Raw genomic sequence first — 18,673 nt, forward strand, 5'->3', positions numbered from 1 at the left:
CGCTTCCGTGAAGAGGGGATCAGGCCCGAGGTGGGATCGGCGGATTATTCGAACGAAAACCGCTTGTGGATACGGAAGGGGTGCTGGGGATAAACGCCGAGGATGCGGACCTCGTGGCTGAAGAAATCGAGTTCCTCAAGCGCGGTGCGCAAAGCGTGCGAGGCGGGATGGCCCTCGACGTCGGCGTAGAACTGGGTGGCAACGAATTCGCCGCCGACCATATAGCTTTCCAGCCGGGTCATGTTGATCCCGTTGGTGGCGAAGCCGCCCAGCGCCTTGTACAAAGCGGCGGCAACGTTACGCACCCGGAACACAAACGTGGTGACACAGGGCAGGTTGGGATTGGGTTCGCGGGCTTCGCGGGCCAGCACGACAAAGCGGGTGGTGTTGTGCTCGGCATCCTCGATATGGGCGCGCAGCGACACCAGACCGTGGATTTCGGCGGCGAGTTCCGAGGCGATCGCGGCAAAGGACGGATCCTTGCGGGCGGCGACTTCGGCAGCGGCTCCGGCGGTGTCGGCCCCGACAATCGCGGTCAGGCCCAGTTCGCGGACCAGATTGCGGCACTGTCCCAAAGCGTGAACGTGGCTTTTGACGGTGCGGATATCGTTAATCGTCGCGCCGGGGATACCGAGCAGATGGTGGCTGATCCGTTCGTAATGCTCGGCGATGATGTGCAGCCCGGCATAGGGGATCAGGTGATGAACGTCGGCAACCCGCCCGGCCAGCGAGTTTTCGATCGGAATCATCGCATAGCGGGCGCGGCCCTCGCGGACGGCGGCAAAGGCGTCCTCGAAGGTGCGGCAGGGGAGCGGCGCCATTCCCGGATAGGCATTGCGGCAAGACAGGTGCGAATACGCGCCGGGCTCGCCTTGAAAGGCGATGGCGCAGCCGGGATCGGGAATGTCGTTCATCATCACCGCTTTCAGGAATGCGCGGCAAGCAGGTGTCTGGCCCGCTCAAGATCGGCCGGAGTATCGACACCGAGGGGAACGGTGTCAACCAGGGCGGCATCGATTCTCATGCCGTTTTCAAGGGCGCGTAATTGTTCCAGCTTTTCCCGTCGTTCGAGAATCGCCGGAGGCAAGGCGACGAAGCGGGCCAGCGCGGCGCGGCGATAGGCATAGATGCCGAGATGATGATAAAGCGGCCCGTCATTGGCGGGGACGGTGGCGCGGCTGAAATAGAGGGCGCGGCCGATTTTCTGGCCGGGTGCGAGGCCCAGGACCGCCTTGACGACGTTGGGATCGGTGCGTTCTTCGGGCCGGACGATCTCGACCACCAGGGTCGCGAGATCGACCTCGGGCACCGCCAGCGGGGCCAGCACCGCGCTGACCAGAGCCGGGTCAAGGGTGGGCAGATCGCCCTGAAGATTGACGATCGCGTCGTGACGCCCGGTGGGGTCGAAGCGTTGCACCGCCTCCCACACCCGGTCGGAGCCGGAGGGATGATCGGGGTCGGTCAGCACCGCTTCGCCGCCATGGGCGCGCACCGCATCGGCGATTTCCGGCTCGCCCGCCGCGACCAGAACCGGACCCAGACCGGCCTCGACGGCGCGGCGCCAGACGTGAACGATCATCGGCACGCCATGGATGTCGGCCAGCGGCTTACCCGGAAGACGGGTTGCGTGCAGGCGGGCGGGGATCACGATCAGCGGAACGGAATCGGTCATGGCGAAAGTCCGGATGGCGGAAGCGAAGGCCAGACCATACCCTTACCGGATCGGCTTTGCGACAGGCTTGGCCGGGTGCGACGATCATGATTGAATTGCATTTCGTCCCTAGCAGAAAGGCCCCCCGCCGTGATTTCCGCCCTGTTCAAGGCTTTCGCCCAATTGAGCGACCCCCGGATGAGACGGGTGCTGCGCATCGGCATCCTGTCCGCGCTGGCCTGTTGGGCCACGTTGGCGGTGGTTGCCGCCTTGGTGGTGAAACACACTCATTTCTTCGACGAATCCTGGGCCGATGCCGGGACCGGCTTTGCCCTGGGGGCGATCGGGGTGGTGGTGCCGGTGCTGTTTTTCTCGGCGCTGTCGACCTTTGTGATGAGCTTCTTTCTCGAAGACATCGCCGAAGTGGTCGAATCCCGCCATTATCCCGATCTCGGTCCGTCGCGTCGGCCGGGCTGGCGGGAAATTCTCGTTTCCTCGACCCGGTTCCTGGTGGTGATGGTCGCGGTGACGATGCTGGCGGCTCCGGTCTATCTGGCCCTGCTGTTCTTCGGCCTGGGGCTGATCCTCAATTATCTGGTCAACGGCTATCTGCTCGGGCGTGAATATTACGAACTGGTGGCGGGGCGGCGTCTGACCCCCGATCAGGTCCGCGCCCAGCTCCATCTTCATTTCACCAAGCTGTGGCTGAGCGGTGCGGTGATCAACTTCCTGTTCCAGGTGCCGTTGCTCAATCTGGCCGCCCCGGTGCTCGGCACCGCCTTCATGGTCCATGTCGCCCAATCCCTGCCGCCCGCCCCGCCGCCGGAACAGGTGCCGGCATGAGTCCGTTGCGTGCCGCCGTTCTGGGCGGGCTGGCTTTGTTGCTGTCCGCCTGCGCCGGCGGGCCGTCGCGCTCGCCCGGCGATGGCGGCGATGGCGGGCTGGATCGATCCGGCGGGGCGTCGGGGGGCGGCTTCTCCGGCCGTCCGGCCGCCACCGTGCTGGAGGAACTGAAGGGACTGAGCAAGGCCGATATCGAGCGACGGTTCGGCACGCCCGCTTTACGCCGTAGCGAAGCGACCGCCGAAATCTGGCAGTACCGCACCCGCACCTGTTCGCTCGACGTGTTTCTGTACCGTCAGCCCAATAAAAGCGTGACGGTGTCGTATGCCGCCGTGCGCGGCCCGTCCGGGGCACAAATCGGCGAGGCCGAGTGTCTGAAGGCGGTGCAGACCGCCCGCGCCGGGGAGAATTAGGGGGCGGAAAGGCGTAAGGCGCGGACCCGCTCGGCCAAATCGTGCCAGGGGGCGAGATCGAAATAGCCCCGCGCCCGCCCCGAGGTCGAAGGAACCACCAGCAACGGGATTCCGTCCAGGCTTTCCGCCTGAAGGCCGTAGGAGATCGTTTTCTTGCCGAAATAAGTCGCGGCGGCATATTTGCTGTCAAAGGCGATCAGGCCGGGGCGGAAGCAACGCATTTTGGCGGTAAAAGACGGCACGTCGAAGCCGGAGCGGCTGAGATCGGAATCCGCCCCCCATTCGACTTTGTTAAGGTCGGTCAGGCCGATGCCGAAGCGGGTCAGCATCGGATACTGACCGGGTTCGAGCTGATGCGGCGTCAGACCGATTGCGTGCAGCGTTTTCCAGAAGATGTTGCCGGGATGGGCGTAATAGGCCCCGGCCTCTTTCGAGGCTCGGCTGGGGGCGGTGCCGCACAGGACGAGGGATAATCCCTCGGTAAGCAAATCCGGGATAATCATCGCGACCGATTGGGACAGAACAAAGACAGTGTAGCATAAGGTGGTGGCTCGTATTGTACGAGACCGCGATCCGTGCTACCCGAACTGTGCCGGTTGCGTCGGCCCGCACAATCCGCAGGAGAAGAAGATGACCGATTCCCAAAACCCGACGGAGAATGCTCCGGCGCTGAAGATTCACGGACAGTACATCAAGGATCTTTCGTTCGAAATTCCGAATGCTCCCCAGGTGTTCCTGGAAGCGCAGGGTGAGGCTCCGGAAATTCCGATCCAGGTCGATGTCAGCGCGGGCAATGTCGGGCAGAATCTGTTCGAGGTCGTTTTGCGCCTGCGTGTCGAAGCGCGGACCAGCGGCAAGGCGCTGTTCATCGTCGAACTCGATTACGCCGGGTTGTTCGCGCTGAACCTGCCGGAGGATCAGATCGCTCCCTACCTGCTGATCGAATGCCCGCGTCTGCTGTTCCCGTTTGCCCGCGCCATCATCGCCGACGTGACCCGCGATGGCGGCTTCCCGCCGCTGGTGCTTCAGCCGCTCGATTTCGTCGCACTCTACCGCACCCGTCTCGAGGAACAGGCTGCCGCTGGCACTGCCTGATCCGTCCGAAGGGTTTGTCTCTCTCCCCCGCGGGGGAGAGAGATTTAATCCGCGCGAGCCCCTCATTCGCCGGGCGCGGCCCATCCGGGCCGCTTGGCTCCGCGCCACGCACGCAACGGCGTGCAACATATGTTTGCCGACGAAGTCGGGCGGCGCGTGGCCCTTTGGGCCTAGACCCAAGCGGCTCAAAGAGCAGCTTGGTATAAATTCACTTATTCGCTCGTGCCGTCCCGCGTCCAGATCGGGTTCTTCAGCTTGGCGATGAAGGCGGCATGGGTCTCGGCCTCGGCTTCGGGGACGCTGTGCGGACGGGCCGGGCGGGCGATCCGCACGACCGGGGTGCCGCGTGACGCCCCTTGCCGGTCGAGCACGCCCAGTTCAAGACCGGGCTGACGTCCCCCGATCAATTGCAGATAGACTTCGGCCAGCAGCTCGGAATCGAGCAAGGCTCCGTGCTGGGTGCGGTGGGTGTTGTCGATGTCGAAGCGACGGCACAGCGCGTCGAGATTGGCCTGGGCGCCGGGAAACCGTTTGCGCGCCATCGCCACTGTGTCGATCGCCCGCGACATCGGCAGGGTCGGCCGCCCGATCCGCGCCAGTTCGGCGTTGAGGAAGCGCATGTCGAACTCGGCGTTGTGAATCACCAGCGTCGAGTCGGCAATGAAGTCGAGGAAGGACTGGGCGATATCGGAGAATAGCGGTTTGTCGGCCAGAAACGCCGCCGACAGGCCGTGGACCTTGAACGCCTCTTCCGGCATGTCGCGCTCGGGATTGACGTAACGGTGGAACACCTCGCCGGTGGGGAGGTGGTTGAATAACTCGACGCAGCCGATTTCGACCAGACGGTGGCCGGACAGCGGGTCAAAGCCGGTCGTTTCGGTATCGAGAACAATTTCGCGCATCGGGGGCGCTCCAGGGGGACGCGGACGGGGAACCCTACTCGGTGGCACCGAAAAATTCGAGTTGCCACTCCATTTCCCGGATGGTCAGCGGGAAATCGCCGCCGTTGGGCGGGATCACCCGTGCCGCGGGCAGACGCAACAGCCGGGTCTGAAGCTGCAACGCCAGTCCGGCGGACAGACCGGCTTTCCAGGTGACGGCAATGATGCCCTTGGCGCTTTGGGTGTCGATCACCTTGGTCACGCTCTTGGCGGGCAAGTGCGCCAGCAAGATCAGGGCGGCGGTGACAAAGGACAAATCGCCCGAAGCCAGCGCGGTGTCGATCGTCGTTTCGGTCAATTGCCCGCTGTCCCTCAGGGCCAGGGCGCGGGCTTCTGCCTCGTTGCGCTCGGCCTTGCTGCGGTCGGCGGCCTTGGCCTCGGGCGAGGCGGCGGCGGCTTCGGCGATCCGCTTTTCCACCGCCTGCGCCACCAGCGAGGCGGTTTCTGGTTCAAGATCGTCCCGCTCGGCCAGGGTGCGGAGCAGATCGGCGGCGACGAACCGGGCCAGACGCTGGGCCACCCGCGCCGGAAGTTTGGGCCGTTCGACGAAGGGACGGTGCCAGGCTTCGATGTCGGCGGCGCGATGGACCAGCCGGTCCAGCGTCTCTTCGCGGATTTGTGCCAGTGGATTGCCAAGCAGGACGGCAATCGCTTCGGTATCGTCGGTGGCGGCGATCGCGTCACAGACCTGGGTGTTGATTCCGGCGCGGCGCGAGATCGCCGCCAGTGCGCCGGGGATCGGTCCCGCCCCGATGATCTCGAGCAGATCCTCGTCGGTGAGAACCGGGGAGAACCGCAGGATCGGTCCGGCCACCACCAGTTCGGCATCGCGGGCGAGACGGCGGATCACTTCGGGCGGGGCGTTGGCGACGTCCTTCAACGCCTCGGACAGGATTTGCCGGATGCGCGGCACCTGATCGCGGGCGACGATCTCCAGCGCCTCGAAGGTCAGGCGGCGCAGGCGGTCCTGATCGTGGGCGGACAGGCCGGGGGCCAGCCGGGCGATCTTGGCGGCCAGATCGCCACGAACCGAATCATCGCAATCGGCGGCCAGCAGCAAATTGGCCTGGGGCGGAGCGGAATCGTTGGCGGCGACCGAACGGCGGACGACGGGGTCGCTATCCTCGGCGAGGAAATAGAGGATTTCGGGGCGGATATCCGCGCGTCGGGCCAGATCGGAACGGATTTTGGAATCGGGGTGGGCGGCCAGATCCTTGGCCCGGTCGTAATCGATCGGGGGAGCGCCGCCACCAAACAGCCGCTTCAGGAATCCCGCCACGATGCGCCTCTACTCTCCGATCCGAACCGTTGCGGGCGACGGCGGTGCCAGCCGCCAGGCCCCCTTGCCTCCCCGTTTGACCTCGTACATTGCTTTGTCGGCGCGGGCGATCAAGGCTTCGATCGTTTCCGCCTCGCCGCCGGAATGGACCGCGACCCCCAGCGAGAACAGCAACGGCTTGTCCGGGCTGCCGGAATAGCAGGCCAGTTGAGCCCCCGCCGTCAGCAATTCCTCGCAGCGGCGCACCGCGATCTTTTCCTCGGCGGCTTCCAGCCAGATGGCGAATTCATCGCCGCCCAGCCGGGCGATCAGGTCGGTCGGCCGGGTGTGCTGGACCATCAGGTCGCGCACCGCCAGCAACGCGCGGTCGCCGGTCTGGTGGCCGTGGACGTCGTTGACCGCCTTGAAATTATCGAGATCGACATAGATCAGCGCCGCCGGGCGGCCTTCGCGCAGCAGGCGTTGGAAGCGGCGGGCGATCTCCTCGAAAAAGGCGCGGCGGTTGAACAGGCCGGTCAGCCCATCGGTCCGCGACAATTTCAGCACCCGTTCGTGATTGGCGATCTGCTCGGCGGCCAACCCGACCTGATTGGCGACATCGTCGATCAGCAGGCGGTCATCGTCGCCCCAGGCGGCGCGCTCCGCCGTCCGCCACAGCAGAACTGCACCATTGACCGAATGGCGATAGCGGCACACCGTCGCCAGCACCCGCCAGCTCTCGTGATCGTTATCGAAATGATCGGAATCGGCCAGGGATTCGAGCACGATTTGCTCTGGCCCCGCCTCGCCGAACGCTGCGGCCAGGGAAAAGCCGCCATCCTCGGGCCGCAGGCGGAAGATCTGGCATCCCGACGCGCCCAGGGCGCGGGCGGTGGCTTCGGCTGCGGCTTGCAGCATACCGGCCGGTTCGACCTCGTCGCGAATGGTGCGGACGATATAACTGAGCAGCCGTTCGCGGGCGTTGGCGCGCGACAAGGCGGCATCGCGCAGTCGTTCCTGGGTTACGTCGCGGCAGACCCCACGGGTGCCGCGCCACTCGCCCGTATCACCGTGCAGCGGCATCGCCGAAATCAGCACGCAGACCTGAGCCCCGTCGCTTTGGCGCATCCACACCTCGACATCCTCGATCGGGCCATTGGCTTCGAACGGGTTGGCGGCGGCGGGGGAATTATCCTGAACGACGAATTCGGCGGGACGGCGGCCGATCAGTTCGTCGGCGGCATGGCCCAGCGCCCCCTTGGGACTGACGAAAACGAAGCGGCCATCGGCTCCGATCTCCCAGGCGAAGTCGCTGGAGATTTCGACCAGATCCTTATAACGCTGCCGGGATTCAACCAAAGCGGCGCGCAGATTGCGCTCCAGCGTTACGTCGCGTCCCAGCAGAATCGATAGCCCGCTCTGGGCTGGCAGGGCGACGAGATCGAACACCAAAGCGCCGCCGCCCGCCAGGGGCAGGCATTCAAGCGAGGTGGTTCCCGGCATTGACAGCAGATCGGACAGGCAGGCGATCCGTCCCTGGGTGACGGCGGCGGCCAATCCCTCGCCGCGTCCATTGCTGGCAATCACCGATCCGTGGGCATCCAGGACAACCGCTGGCCCGGGAAACGCGGACAGCCCGTCCGCTCCCAGGGACAAAGCAAGCTGTCCCCCGTGTGACGATCCGCCGCGTGGATTGTGGTCGCGTGCCACCATGTCAGCAAATCCAGGATAGTCCCCGACAGACCCGATACATACCATAGGCAAGGCCGGGAAACGACCCCCTTGACTATGGCGATGCCGTCTTCCGCCCCTCATGATCCCTATGGTCAAAAGCGGGCAATCTGATTTTACGATTGTGAATTATTGCTCAGGCGGACTTTTTGTGTGAGGTGTCGTCTTCGCCTGAACCACGATGTTGACCGTATTCCGATTCCATTGAAACGCGTTCGCCGCCAACTCTTCCCCACGCTCGCGCCGCGCCGGAGTGGGTTAGCGGAACAGCATTTTCGAGATCAGCACGTCGCGGGTATTCTCGCTGCCCGGTTCCTTGCGGGCGATTTCGAGCGCCAGCGATTTCACCATCGGTGCCGGATTGGCCTGGGCGTATTCGTCGTAAGGAATGACGTTGAAGGCCATCCGCATCTTGTCGGACAGGTGCTTTTCCGAAAACTTCGCTTCCTCGGGAACCAGAAGAATCAGGTCGATCGACGACATGTGGTATTGCCCGGCCTTGTCGTACAGTTCCAGCGCGATGGTGGGCAGGCGGACATAGCGCTCGCCCTTGCCGGGAACCGGCAGGCGGTCGTTTTTCTTTTCCTTTTTCTCCTCGGCGCGGAGGCTGAGGGGACTGAGGGCGGCCAGGGCGGCGAGGACGAAGGTGCGGCGGCGCATCGGGATTTCCTTTACGGCTTCTTGTCGTACTGGGCGAGCAGCAGAGCGGCTTCGGCCAGTTCGGCCCCCATGGCGCGGATATTGCCAAGCAGGGCGTTGACGATCACCTTGACCCCCTTGGGGGCAAGCTCAAGCTGACCAGCCAGCCGATCCTTGGGGATCAGCACACAGGTGGTTTCCTCGACCGCCTCGGCGGTTGCCATCCGGGGCTGATCGTCGATCAGCGCCATCTCGCCGAAAATGCCGCCGCGTCGAACCTCGCCCAGTTCAATCTGGCGGCCCTCGCGGGTCTTGTAGATCCGCACCTTGCCGAGTTCGACGACAAAGGCGGTGGTCCCGGCCTCACCTTCGGTGAAGATCACCGTGCCGGGCGGGAAGACGAGGCGGCGCGGTGCCATCGCGCTCAGCCCACCCGGCGGATGGCGAAGGTCTTGGGGACCAGGATGGTGTTTTGCGGCGGGGCGACGGTGTCGAGGGTGGGGAAATCGATGGTGTAATGCAGACCCCGGCTCTCGCGCCGGGCCAAGGCCGAGCGGATGATCAGGTCGGCGACCATCGCGAGGTTGCGCAGCTCAAGCAGATCGCTGGTAACGCGGAAGCTGCCGTAATAATCGCCGATCTCGTTCAGCAGCAGCTTGACCCGGTGACGGGCCCGCTCCAGCCGCTTGGTCGAACGGACGATGCCGACGTAATCCCACATGAAGCGGCGCAGTTCGTCCCAATTGTGGGCGACCACCACCTCTTCGTCGGAATCGGTAACCCAGGTTTCGTCCCACGGTGCCAGCGGCGGCGGCGGCGGGATGGTGTCCAGCCGCTCGGCGATGTCGCGGGCGGCGGCGGCCCCGATCACCAGGCATTCCAGCAGCGAGTTCGAGGCCATCCGGTTGGCCCCATGCAGCCCGGTGCAAGCCACCTCGCCCACTGCATACAGATTGTCGACGTCGGTATGGCCGGACAGGTCAGTCATTACCCCACCGCAGGTATAGTGCGCCGCCGGAACCACCGGCAGCGGCTCGCGGGTCATGTCAAAGCCGAACTTCAGCGCCTCGGCATAGACGGTGGGGAAATGGTGGGTGATGAACTCGGCCGGACGGTGGCTGATGTCGAGATAGACGCACTCGCAGCCCAGACGCTTCATCACATCGTCGATGGCGCGGGCGACGATGTCACGCGGTGCCAGTTCGCCGCGCGGGTCGTACTCGTCCATGAAGCGGGTCCCGTCGGGGCGCAGCAGCCGCCCGCCCTCGCCCCGCACCGCTTCGGTGACCAGGAAGGATTTGGCGCGGGGATGGTACAGGCAAGTCGGGTGAAACTGGCTGAATTCCAGGTTGGCGACCCGGCAGCCCGCCCGCCACGCCATCGCCATGCCGTCGCCGGTCGACCCGTCGGGGTTCGAGGAATAGAGATAGACCTTCGACGCGCCGCCGCTGGCCAGCAGCACCGAGCGGGCGGGAAAGCGGTGGACCCGCCCGTCGCGGCGGTCAAGCGCATAGGCCCCGACGCAGCGGCCCTGACGGCCCTGCGGAAGCTTCTCGCGAATCAGATCGACAGCGTTATGATTTTCGAACAGGATCGCGCCGCTGTCGCGCAGCCGGGATTCCAGGCTGGTCTGAACCGCCAGACCGGTGGCATCGGCGGAATGGACGATGCGGCGGTGGGAATGGCCGCCCTCGCGGGTCAGGTGAAGGCCACCATCTTCGTGGTCGAACATCACGCCATTGGCGATCAGCCAGCGGATCGCCGCCGGAGCCCCTTCGACGACGGCCCGCACCGCCGGTTCGTAGCACAGACCGCCACCGGCAATCAGGGTATCGCGGATATGGGCCTCGATCGAATCGGTGGCGTCCAACACTGCGGCGATGCCGCCCTGGGCATATTTGGTGCTGCCTTCGGACAGGTCGGTCTTCGACAGCACCCCGACCCGCGCGGTGGGACGCAGCGCCAACAACCCCAGCGCCACCGACATCCCGGCCGCGCCCGAGCCGATTACCAGAAGGTCGAAGGGCGCTGTTTCCATCTCGCTCATGTCAGGTCCAATCCAGGCCAATATCCACAGCCGGTGCCGATTGAGTGATCCGACCGACCGAGACATAATCGACGCCGGTCGCGGCGATGGCACCGATCGTCTCCAGCGTCACGCCGCCCGACGCTTCGGTTTCGCACCGTCCGGCCACCAACGCCACCGCCTGGCGCAAGATATCGGGCGGCATGTTGTCGAGCAGAACGATATCGGCCCCCGCCTCGACCGCTTCGGCAACCTGGTCCAGGGTGTCGCATTCGGCCTCGACGGTGACGCCGCCGGCCTTGGCCCGCCGCACCGCCGCACCGATCCCGCCACAGACGGCAATATGGTTGTCCTTAATCAGGACGCCGTCAAACAGGCCCATCCGGTGGTTGGTCGCGCCGCCGCAGCGGGTGGCATATTTCGACAGCCGCCGCAGGCCGGGAATGGTCTTGCGGGTATCGAGCAAGGTGCAGCCGGTTCCAGCGATCCGCTCGACATAGCGCGCCGTCTCGGTGGCGATGCCGGACAGAAGCTGCAACAGGTTAAGAGCGGTGCGCTCGGCGGTCAGCAGCCCGCGCGCCGGTCCCTCAATCTCGGCCAGCACGGTTCCGGCCGCGACCCGGTCGCCATCGGCGACGCGAGGAGTGAAGCGGGCGTCGGGCACCACCCGGCGAAACGATTCTTCGGCGACCGGCAGACCGGCGACAACCATCGCGTGGCGGGCCTGCATCACGCCTTTGAAGCGCAGATCGGCCGGGATCACCAGCGTCGAAGTGATATCGGCACCGGGGCCGCCCTTGTCCGCGCCGGTATCCTCGGCCAAGGCGGCATCAATCACCCGCCGGGCGTCATCCCAATCGATTTCAGGAGGCATGGGCGTTCCCCGACATCGGCACCGACCGGCTCATCTCCAGCATTTTCTCCAGCGGTTTCAGCGCCTCCAGCCGCAACGACTCGGGCACGGTGATCGCCGGGGCGTCGTTGACGAGGCAAAGATAGATCTTTTCCAGCGTGTTCAGCGCCATGAACGGACAGTTCGAGCAGGAACAGCCGCCATCGGCTCCCGGCGCGGGCAGGAAGGTCTTGTGCGGCGCGGCCTTGGTCATCTGGTGGATGATGTGCTGCTCGGTGGCGATGATGAACTCATCGCGGTCGCTGGCCAGCACATAATCGAGAATGGCGCGGGTCGACCCGACATGGTCGGCATGGAGCAACACCGCCTCGGGGCATTCCGGATGGGCGGCGACCAGGGCGTTGGGGTGGCGCACCTTCAACTTGACCAACTCGCGTTCGGAAAACTGCTCATGAATGATGCAACTGCCCGGCCACAGCGTCATCTCGCGCCCCGAGATGCGGGCGAGATAGCTGCCGAGATGGCGGTCGGGGGCGAACAGGATCGGCCGGTCGGCGGGAAGCTGGCGCAAGATCGCCTCGGCATTCGACGAGGTGACGATCACGTCGGACAGCGCTTTGATCTCGGCCGAGCAATTGATGTAGGTGACGGCGATATGGTCGGGGTGGCGTTCGCGGAAAGCGCGGAACGCTTCGGGCCGACAGGATTCTTCCAGCGAACAGCCCGCTTCGGCGTCGGGGATCAGCACTGTCTTGGTGGGTGACAGGATCTTCGCCACCTCGCCCATGAAGCGGACGCCGCAAAAGACGATAACGTCGGCGTCGGTGGCGGCGGCTTTGCGCGACAGGTCAAGCGAATCGCCGACGAAATCGGCCAGATCCTGAATCTCGCCATCCTGGTAATAATGAGCCAGAATGACCGCGTTGCGCTCGCGTCGCAAACGGTTGATTTCGGCGACAAGGTCCAGCGAAGGATCGATGTCGCGCTCTGTCTTCGCCCCGGCGGGCGGCAGGACGATGGTGTCGGTCATCTCGGGTTGGCGTCTCCCGGGGGCTAATTTAGCCCCGTGTGCGGTCAAGGGCGGCAAGTATAAGGGCATTTTTGGTAGGGTACGCAACCCTCATGCGAATGAACTATGCCCATAGGCATGTTTTCTCTGGCCCCTGCTTTCCCACATGATGTTAACTCAAATCTCCTGGGGAGACCTTGAAGGTGTCTGCGCTCGGCAATGAAATCGCCGGCCCCGGTGGTCCTGGCCCCGGGGTTCGCCTGGTGGTCGTCATTGAGGACGAGGCAATCGTCCTTGCCGGTTACCAGATGCTGTTCGAAAGCTGGGGCTATGTCGTGATCGCCGCCCAATCCGCCGACGAAGCGTTGGGGATGCTGGAGGCTGGATCGATGCCGCCCGGTTTCATCCTGGCCGATTTCCGTCTCCGCGACGGCCAGACCGGAACCGAGGCGATCGAGCGGGTCCGTCAGGCGTTCGGCCCCGATATTCCCGGGGTGGTGGTCACCGGCGATACCACGGTGACGGTGGATCGTCTGCGTCTGGCTGCGTCCGAAGGGATGCCGATCCTGCACAAGCCGGTCAATGGCCGCCAGCTTCAGGAATTGCTGACTCGTTCCTTCAAGACCTGAAGGCCGAGTCGGTTTTTCCCCTACCCGTTCGTCATCAACGAATCGGCGGCGGCGCGGGCCTGATCGGTGACGGTCTCGCCCGCCAGCATCCGGGCGATTTCCTCGCGCCGTGCCTCGGGGGACAGAATATCGACCCCGGTCACTGTGGTGGAGCCGGAACTACGCTTGGCGACGCGGAAATGATGAGCCCCGCGTGCCGCGACCTGGGGCGAATGGGTCACCACCAGCACCTGCAATTCGGCGGCGAGACGGCCCAGCCGTTCCCCCACCGCTGCCGCGACCGCGCCGCCGATTCCGGCATCGACCTCGTCAAAGACGATGGTGGCGGTGGGCGAAATCCGGGCCAGCACCACCTTTAACGCCAGCATGAAGCGGGCAAGCTCGCCGCCCGAAGCGATGCGGCCGAGCGGCCCTGGCGGGCTGCCGGGATTGGTGGCGACTTCGAATCCAACCGCATCCAGTCCGTCCGGTCCCCATTGCGCTTCGTCCTGCGCCGCGACGAGGGTGTGAAAGGTCGCTTTGTCGAGCTTCAGCGGCGGCAGTTCCGCCGCCACCGCCTTGTCAAGCGAGCGAGCGGCCTTGGTCCGGGCCTTGGACAAAGCGCGGGCGGCTTCGACATAAGCGGTGCGGGCCGCCTCTTCGGCGCGGGCCAGCCGGGCCAGATCGCCGCCGCCATCGTCAAGTTGTTCCAGGCGCCTTGTCAGGCGCTGGCGAAGCGCGGGCAGATCGTCGACGGCGATGCCGTGGCGTCGCGCGGCGGCGCGCAGGGCGAACAGCCGCTCTTCGACCTTTTCCAGCCGCCGGGGATCAAGATCGATTCCCGCCGACACCCGTTCCAACTGCCCAATCGCCTCGGCCGCTTCGATCGCAGCGCGGTCCAGGGCGGCGATCACCGGGTCCAGCCGCCCTTCGGCGCGGTCGGCGACCCGTTCCAGGGCGCGGCGGGCGTTGCGCAGGCTGCCTTCGACGTCGCCGCTGCGGTTCAGCGCGGTCTGGGCGGCGTTCATCGCCTCGATCAGCTTTTCGCCCTGCATCAGCATGGCGCGGGAGCGGGCCAGCTCGGCTTCCTCGCCCGGCTTGGGGTCGAGTCCGGCGAGATCCTCGACGGTGGCGCGCAGGGTCTCTTCTTCGGCACGGGCTTCGGCCAAGGCGGCTTCGGCCTCGGCGCGGTCGGCGCGGGCAGCCCTCCAGGAATCCCAGGCGGCGGCGACCGCGCCCCGTGTCTTGTCCAGTCCGGCAAAGGCGTCGAGCACCCCCAGATGGGTCGAAGCATCGAGCAGGCCGTGGCTTTCGAACTGGCCGTGAATTTCGACCAATTGCGCCCCGATCCGCCGCAGCAAGGTGATGCTGACCGGCTGGTCGTTGACATAGGCGCGCGAGCGGCCATCGGCGGTCAACACCCGGCGCAGCAGCACCGGGCCGCCTTCGCCGCTATCGACGTCCTGTTCGGTCAGCAGGGTGCGGACGGAATGGTCGGCGGGCAGATCGAATTCGGCGATGACGCTGCCCTGGGCCGCGCCATGGCGGACCAGTCCGGATTCGGCTCGCGCTCCCAGCGCCAGCCCGAGCGAATCGAGCAGGATCGATTTCCCCGCGCCGGTTTCGCCGGTGAAGACCGACAATCCGGGATCGAAGCCGAGATCGAGGCGCTCGATCAGGACGATGTCGCGGATGGCGAGCGAGGCCAGCATTTGCCTACCAGAACTTGGCCCAGTTGAACCAGCCGCCGCTGGTCTTGGCCGGGTCGTCGCCGGGCGGCGGTGCCTTTTTCTTGCCGTCGGACCAGAAGGCCAGGGAATCCGTCCAACTCGATTGCAGCAGGCTCTTCGACGGGTCGTGGTCGCCTTCGACCGCGATCGCGTAGCTGTCCTGGTACCAATCGGTGCCGGGGAAATTGTGGCCCAGCACGGCGGCGGTGCGCCGCGCCTCGTCGTCAAGGCCGAGGATGGTGTAAATCTCAACCATCCGGTGCAGCGCCTCGGGGACGTGGCTGGTGGTCTGGAATTGCTCGGTCACGATCTTGAAGCGGTTGAGCGCGGCCAGATATTGCTTGGTGTTGAGATAATAGCGGCCGACCGACATTTCCTTGCCCGCCATGTGATCGCGCGACAGGTCGATTTTCAGCCGGGCGTCACGGGCATAAGGGCTGGCGGGGAAGCGATCCACCACTTCCTGAAGGCTTTTCAGCGCCTGTTCGGTCATCTTCTGGTCACGACCGACGTCGGAAATCTGCTCGTAATAGCAGAGTCCCTTCAGGTAATAGGCATAGGCGGCATCTTTGTTGCCGGGATGGAGCTGAATGAAACGGTCCAGCCCGATCAGCGCCTCGTCATATTTGTTGCGCTCGTACAGCGCATAGGATGACATCAACTGCGCCTTGGTCGCCCAGGCCGAGTAGGGATGCTGGCGCTCGACTTCCTCGAACTGCTTGGCTGCCCGCTGGTACTCGTTCTTGTCCATCAGGTCCATGGCGCCGTTATACAGCTCCTCGACCGGCTTCTCGACATACTCTTCTTTCTTGTCGGCGCAACCGGCGACAAGGATCAGCAGGCCGAGGCCCATCGCCTGGGCCAGCCGGAGACGGCGGCATGCGAAACGCGGGAAAAGGGCGGCTGGGCTCATGGGGGCTCGTTCGGATGCGAGGGGGCGGTCGTCAAGGCCGGAGGCGGCGAAACTATACCACGCCATCGCCGGGGGGGAAGAGCGGGGTTGCTTTTAGCGGGGTGCGGAAAAACTCAAAATTCGGGGGCTGCGTCTCCGAACGGGTTCGGGCCGTCGCCCGACCGCGAAGCGGAATTTTCCGCAGCCTGTTAGCGGGCCAGGGCGGCGTCGGTCACCACCAATTGCGCGGTGTTGGCACCTTGCCAGCTATCGACGCGCAAGGTTCCGGCCAGATGGAACGACGCCCCGGCCGACCCCAGCAAGGTCATACCCATTTCGGAATCCGCGGCGCGGAAGGCGATCGCCTTTAACCGCTTGCCCCCGGCTCCGGTCAGGATCAGCCGGACATGGCCCGATCCCACCACATCGGCCCGGACGATGCGGGCGTTGGTGACGGCGAACAGCGGTTCGGGGTTGCCCGATCCGAACGGGCCGATTCCAGCCAGGGTCTCGATCAACTCGACCGAGGCGGCCCCGGCATCCAACGCGCCGTCGAGGTCAAGCAGCGGCACCAATTCCCCGCTCAGTTGGGCCTGAAGCCGGTCGGCGATAAAGGCGCGCAACGGCTCTAGCTTGTCGCGTTCCAGGGTGAAGCCCGCCGCCATCGCGTGACCGCCACCGGCGACCAGCAACCCGGCCTGCCGCGCCGCGATGATTGCCGCTCCCAGATCAAGCCCGATCACCGAGCGGCCCGAGCCCTTGCCGGTGTCGCCGTCGAGCGCGATGACGCAGGCGGGGCGGCCATAGCGTTCCTTCAGCCGTCCGGCGACGATGCCGATCACCCCCTGGTGCCAGCCCTCGCCCGCCGCCAGCAGCAGGGGCAGACCGTCGTCGGGGCGGGTCTCGACCTGCTCGATCGCCTCGGCCAGCACCGCCGCCTCGATCTCCTGGCGGTCCTTGTTATAGCCGTCGAGCCGCCGGGCGATGTCGCCCGCCTCGATCGTGTCGGTGGTGGTCATCAGCCGAGCTCCCAGCCCGGCTTCGCCGACCCGGCCCCCGGCATTGACCCGTGGCCCCAGCACATAGCCAAGATGATAGGCGTCGGGGCGTTCCTTCACTCCGGCCACGTCGGACAGGGCGGCCAGACCGGCATTGCCGCGCCGTCCCATCACTTTCAGCCCCTGGGCGACCAGGGCGCGATTGACGCCGACCAGCGGCACGACGTCGCAGACGGTGCCGAGCGCGACCAGATCGAGCCAGCGCAGCAGATCGGGCGCGGGCCGGGTCGAAAACCAGCCCGCTTGTTTGAGGGCGCGGTTCAGCCCCACCGCCAACAGGAACGAGACACCGACGGCGGCAAGGTGGCGGTGCGGGCTGTCTTCGTCCAGGCGGTTGGGATTGATCACCGCCAAGGCGGGGGGCAGGCTGGATTCGGCGACATGGTGATCGACGACGATCACCTCCTGCCCGGCGGCGGCGGCGGCTTCCAGTGCGGCAAAGGCGGTGGTGCCGCAATCGACGGTGATCACCAGTCGGGCCCCTTCGGCCTGCATCCGCGCCAGCGCCGGGGCATTGGGGCCATAACCCTCGACCACCCGGTCGGGAATGTGGGTCAGCACCCGCGCTCCCGCCGCTTCGAGATAGAGGGTCAGAACGGCGGTCGAGGTGGCGCCGTCGACGTCGTAATCGCCGAAAATGCCGATCGTCTCGCCCGCCTGCACTGCCTGGGCCAGCCGGGCGACCGCCTTGTCCATGTCGCGGAGGTGGCCCGGATCGGGCAGCAGGTCGCGCAGGGTGGGAGACAGGAAGGCTTCCGCCTCGTCAAGGCCGATGCCGCGCGCCGCCAGGACGCGGCCGACCAGTTCGGGCAGCCCCAGACGCTGCGACAAAGCCTGGGCGACGCGGCCGTCACCGGGACGGGCCTGCCAGCGCCGCCCGGTCAGGGAGCGCTCGACGCCAAGAAAGGCGTCGCCCGGGGCGGCGCTCATAACGCGAGCAGACCTCGGGTCAGGTCGTGCTGCACCGTCAGATAGCGGATGGTGCCCGACAGCGAGCGCATCACCAGAGAATGGCTGATCGCCCGGTTGCCGGGAAGCAGACGCGCCCCTTTGAGGACGTGGCCATCGGTGATCCCGGTGGCGGCGAACATCACCTCGCCCTTGACCATGTCGTCGATGTCCCACTTACGGCGGGGATCGGCGATCCCGGCGCGGCGGGCCTGGGCATGGTCGGCTTCCGAGCGCATCAGCAGGCGGCATTGCATCTGCCCGCCCAGGCATTTCAGCCCGGCGGCGGCGAGAACGCCCTGGGCCGCACCGCCCGAGCCCATATAGACGTCGATCCCGGTGTCAGGCAGGCCGGTCGCCAGCGCGCCCGAGACGTCGCCATCGTCGAACAGCATCACCCGCGCCCCGGCGACCAGGACCCGGTCGATCAGATCGACATGGCGGGGGCGGTCGAGAATGCTGACGGTGAGATCGGCGATCTCGACCTTCCGGGCGGCGGCGATCCGGGCCAAATTTTCTTCGGGCGTCGAATCGAGATCGATCACGCCGGGCGGCAGACCGGGGCCGACCGCCAGCTTTTCCATATAGGTGTGCTGCGGTACCTTGAGGAACGAGCCCTCTTCGGTCATCGCCACCACCGACAGCGCGTTGCTGGCGCCCCGGGCGCAGATCGAGCGGCCTTCCAGCGCGGTCAGCACGATGTCGATCTTCGGTCCCTTGCCAGTGCCGACCTTTTCGCCGGTATGCAGCGGCTGGGCGTCGTCCTCGCCCTCGCCATTGACGATGACGCCGGTCATCGACACGCCGTTGAGGGCACGACGCATCGCGCTACAGGCGGCCTCGTCGGCGGCTTTCTCGTCACCGCGCCCGGTCCTGCGGGCGGCGGCAAGGGCGCTGGCTTCGGTGACGCGGACCACCTCAAGAGCGAGGTTGCGGTCCAACACCGGGGTAAATTGGGTGTGGACGGACATGTCGGTC

General features: G+C 65.7%; 19 protein-coding genes. 4 read left to right on the forward strand and 15 right to left on the reverse strand.

Translation table 11 applies throughout. The features are described 5' to 3' along the window. Positions 1–44 precede the first annotated feature (44 nt). Together K678_RS01880 and K678_RS01885 are read right to left on the reverse strand one after the other, a co-directional pair. Entirely contained in the window at positions 45–914 is an 870-nt protein-coding gene (locus K678_RS01880; protein ID WP_021130764.1) for a prephenate dehydratase, read from the reverse strand. Between the two features lie 11 nt (positions 915–925). Next, complete coding sequence (locus K678_RS01885) at positions 926–1,672, reverse strand: 3-deoxy-manno-octulosonate cytidylyltransferase (RefSeq protein WP_021130765.1); 747 nt, start codon at positions 1,670–1,672, stop codon at positions 926–928. Between the two features lie 129 nt (positions 1,673–1,801). Between K678_RS01885 and K678_RS01890 the strand changes: the two genes are divergently transcribed. Both K678_RS01890 and K678_RS17505 read left to right on the forward strand, forming a co-directional pair. Further along, entirely contained in the window at positions 1,802–2,494 is a 693-nt protein-coding gene (locus K678_RS01890) for an EI24 domain-containing protein (RefSeq protein ID WP_021130766.1), read from the forward strand. Then, positions 2,491–2,907, forward strand: coding sequence for a hypothetical protein (locus K678_RS17505; RefSeq protein ID WP_021130767.1), 417 nt, complete (start codon positions 2,491–2,493; stop codon positions 2,905–2,907). Before K678_RS01890 ends, K678_RS17505 begins: the two co-directional genes overlap by 4 nt. On the opposite strand, the gene K678_RS01900 is transcribed toward K678_RS17505, so the two are convergent. After that, a complete protein-coding gene (locus K678_RS01900; RefSeq protein ID WP_021130768.1) occupies positions 2,904–3,410 on the reverse strand; it encodes a mismatch-specific DNA-glycosylase in 507 nt (168 codons plus the stop codon). The two genes, K678_RS17505 and K678_RS01900, sit on opposite strands and share 4 nt — an antisense overlap. Positions 3,411–3,537: 127 nt before the next feature. On the opposite strand from K678_RS01900, the gene secB reads away from it, so the two are divergent. Beyond that, on the forward strand, positions 3,538–4,002 hold the full coding sequence (gene secB, locus K678_RS01905; RefSeq protein WP_021130769.1) for a protein-export chaperone SecB: 465 nt from the start codon (positions 3,538–3,540) through the stop codon (positions 4,000–4,002). Between the two features lie 212 nt (positions 4,003–4,214). Here the strand turns inward: secB and dnaQ are convergent, their stop codons facing one another. From dnaQ to nadA, 8 genes are all read right to left on the reverse strand, one after another. Next, positions 4,215–4,904 carry a DNA polymerase III subunit epsilon gene (gene dnaQ, locus K678_RS01915; protein WP_021130770.1) on the reverse strand — a complete coding sequence of 230 codons (690 nt, stop codon included), beginning with the start codon at positions 4,902–4,904 and terminating at the stop codon, positions 4,215–4,217. Between the two features lie 34 nt (positions 4,905–4,938). Beyond that, positions 4,939–6,222, reverse strand: coding sequence for a DUF2336 domain-containing protein (locus K678_RS01920; protein ID WP_021130771.1), 1,284 nt, complete (start codon positions 6,220–6,222; stop codon positions 4,939–4,941). A 9-nt stretch (positions 6,223–6,231) separates the two neighbouring features. Continuing rightward, positions 6,232–7,914 carry a sensor domain-containing diguanylate cyclase gene (locus K678_RS01925; RefSeq protein ID WP_231376187.1) on the reverse strand — a complete coding sequence of 561 codons (1,683 nt, stop codon included), beginning with the start codon at positions 7,912–7,914 and terminating at the stop codon, positions 6,232–6,234. A 276-nt stretch (positions 7,915–8,190) separates the two neighbouring features. Continuing rightward, positions 8,191–8,592, reverse strand: coding sequence for a hypothetical protein (locus K678_RS01930; protein ID WP_021130773.1), 402 nt, complete (start codon positions 8,590–8,592; stop codon positions 8,191–8,193). 11 nt (positions 8,593–8,603) lie between these two features. Further along, positions 8,604–8,990 carry a cyclic nucleotide-binding domain-containing protein gene (locus K678_RS01935; protein ID WP_021130774.1) on the reverse strand — a complete coding sequence of 129 codons (387 nt, stop codon included), beginning with the start codon at positions 8,988–8,990 and terminating at the stop codon, positions 8,604–8,606. A gap of 5 nt (positions 8,991–8,995) precedes the next feature. Continuing rightward, entirely contained in the window at positions 8,996–10,618 is a 1,623-nt protein-coding gene (gene nadB / locus K678_RS01940) for an L-aspartate oxidase (RefSeq protein ID WP_021130775.1), read from the reverse strand. A gap of 1 nt (position 10,619) precedes the next feature. Next, positions 10,620–11,471 (reverse strand): carboxylating nicotinate-nucleotide diphosphorylase, encoded by an 852-nt coding sequence (nadC, locus tag K678_RS01945; protein ID WP_021130776.1) that lies wholly within the window; start codon positions 11,469–11,471, stop codon positions 10,620–10,622. Next, the gene (gene nadA, locus K678_RS01950; RefSeq protein ID WP_021130777.1) at positions 11,461–12,480 is read right to left on the reverse strand and encodes a quinolinate synthase NadA; all 1,020 of its coding nucleotides are present in this window, start codon (positions 12,478–12,480) and stop codon (positions 11,461–11,463) included. Before nadA ends, nadC begins: the two co-directional genes overlap by 11 nt. Positions 12,481–12,722: 242 nt before the next feature. Here nadA and K678_RS01955 point away from each other — a divergent pair, with 242 nt between their 5' ends. Further along, positions 12,723–13,088, forward strand: a complete 366-nt coding sequence (locus K678_RS01955) for a response regulator (protein WP_039851840.1) — start codon at positions 12,723–12,725, stop codon at positions 13,086–13,088. A 20-nt stretch (positions 13,089–13,108) separates the two neighbouring features. Here the strand turns inward: K678_RS01955 and recN are convergent, their stop codons facing one another. The 4 genes from recN to glpX all read right to left on the reverse strand — a co-directional run bounded on the left by recN (position 13,109) and on the right by glpX (position 18,666). Next, positions 13,109–14,779, reverse strand: a complete 1,671-nt coding sequence (gene recN / locus K678_RS01960; protein ID WP_021130779.1) for a DNA repair protein RecN — start codon at positions 14,777–14,779, stop codon at positions 13,109–13,111. 4 nt (positions 14,780–14,783) lie between these two features. Then, positions 14,784–15,710: an outer membrane protein assembly factor BamD gene (locus K678_RS01965; RefSeq protein WP_021130780.1), complete on the reverse strand. Its 927-nt coding sequence runs from the start codon at positions 15,708–15,710 to the stop codon at positions 14,784–14,786. A gap of 188 nt (positions 15,711–15,898) precedes the next feature. Further along, positions 15,899–17,677 carry a single-stranded-DNA-specific exonuclease RecJ gene (gene recJ, locus K678_RS01970; protein WP_021130781.1) on the reverse strand — a complete coding sequence of 593 codons (1,779 nt, stop codon included), beginning with the start codon at positions 17,675–17,677 and terminating at the stop codon, positions 15,899–15,901. Continuing rightward, positions 17,674–18,666: a class II fructose-bisphosphatase gene (gene glpX, locus K678_RS01975; protein ID WP_021130782.1), complete on the reverse strand. Its 993-nt coding sequence runs from the start codon at positions 18,664–18,666 to the stop codon at positions 17,674–17,676. Before glpX ends, recJ begins: the two co-directional genes overlap by 4 nt. Between the last annotated feature and the right edge of the window lie 7 nt (positions 18,667–18,673).

Origin of the sequence: Magnetospirillum fulvum MGU-K5, assembly GCF_000442515.1 — a bacterium.
In the GTDB taxonomy this organism is placed as follows: domain Bacteria; phylum Pseudomonadota; class Alphaproteobacteria; order Rhodospirillales; family Magnetospirillaceae; genus Phaeospirillum; species Phaeospirillum fulvum_B.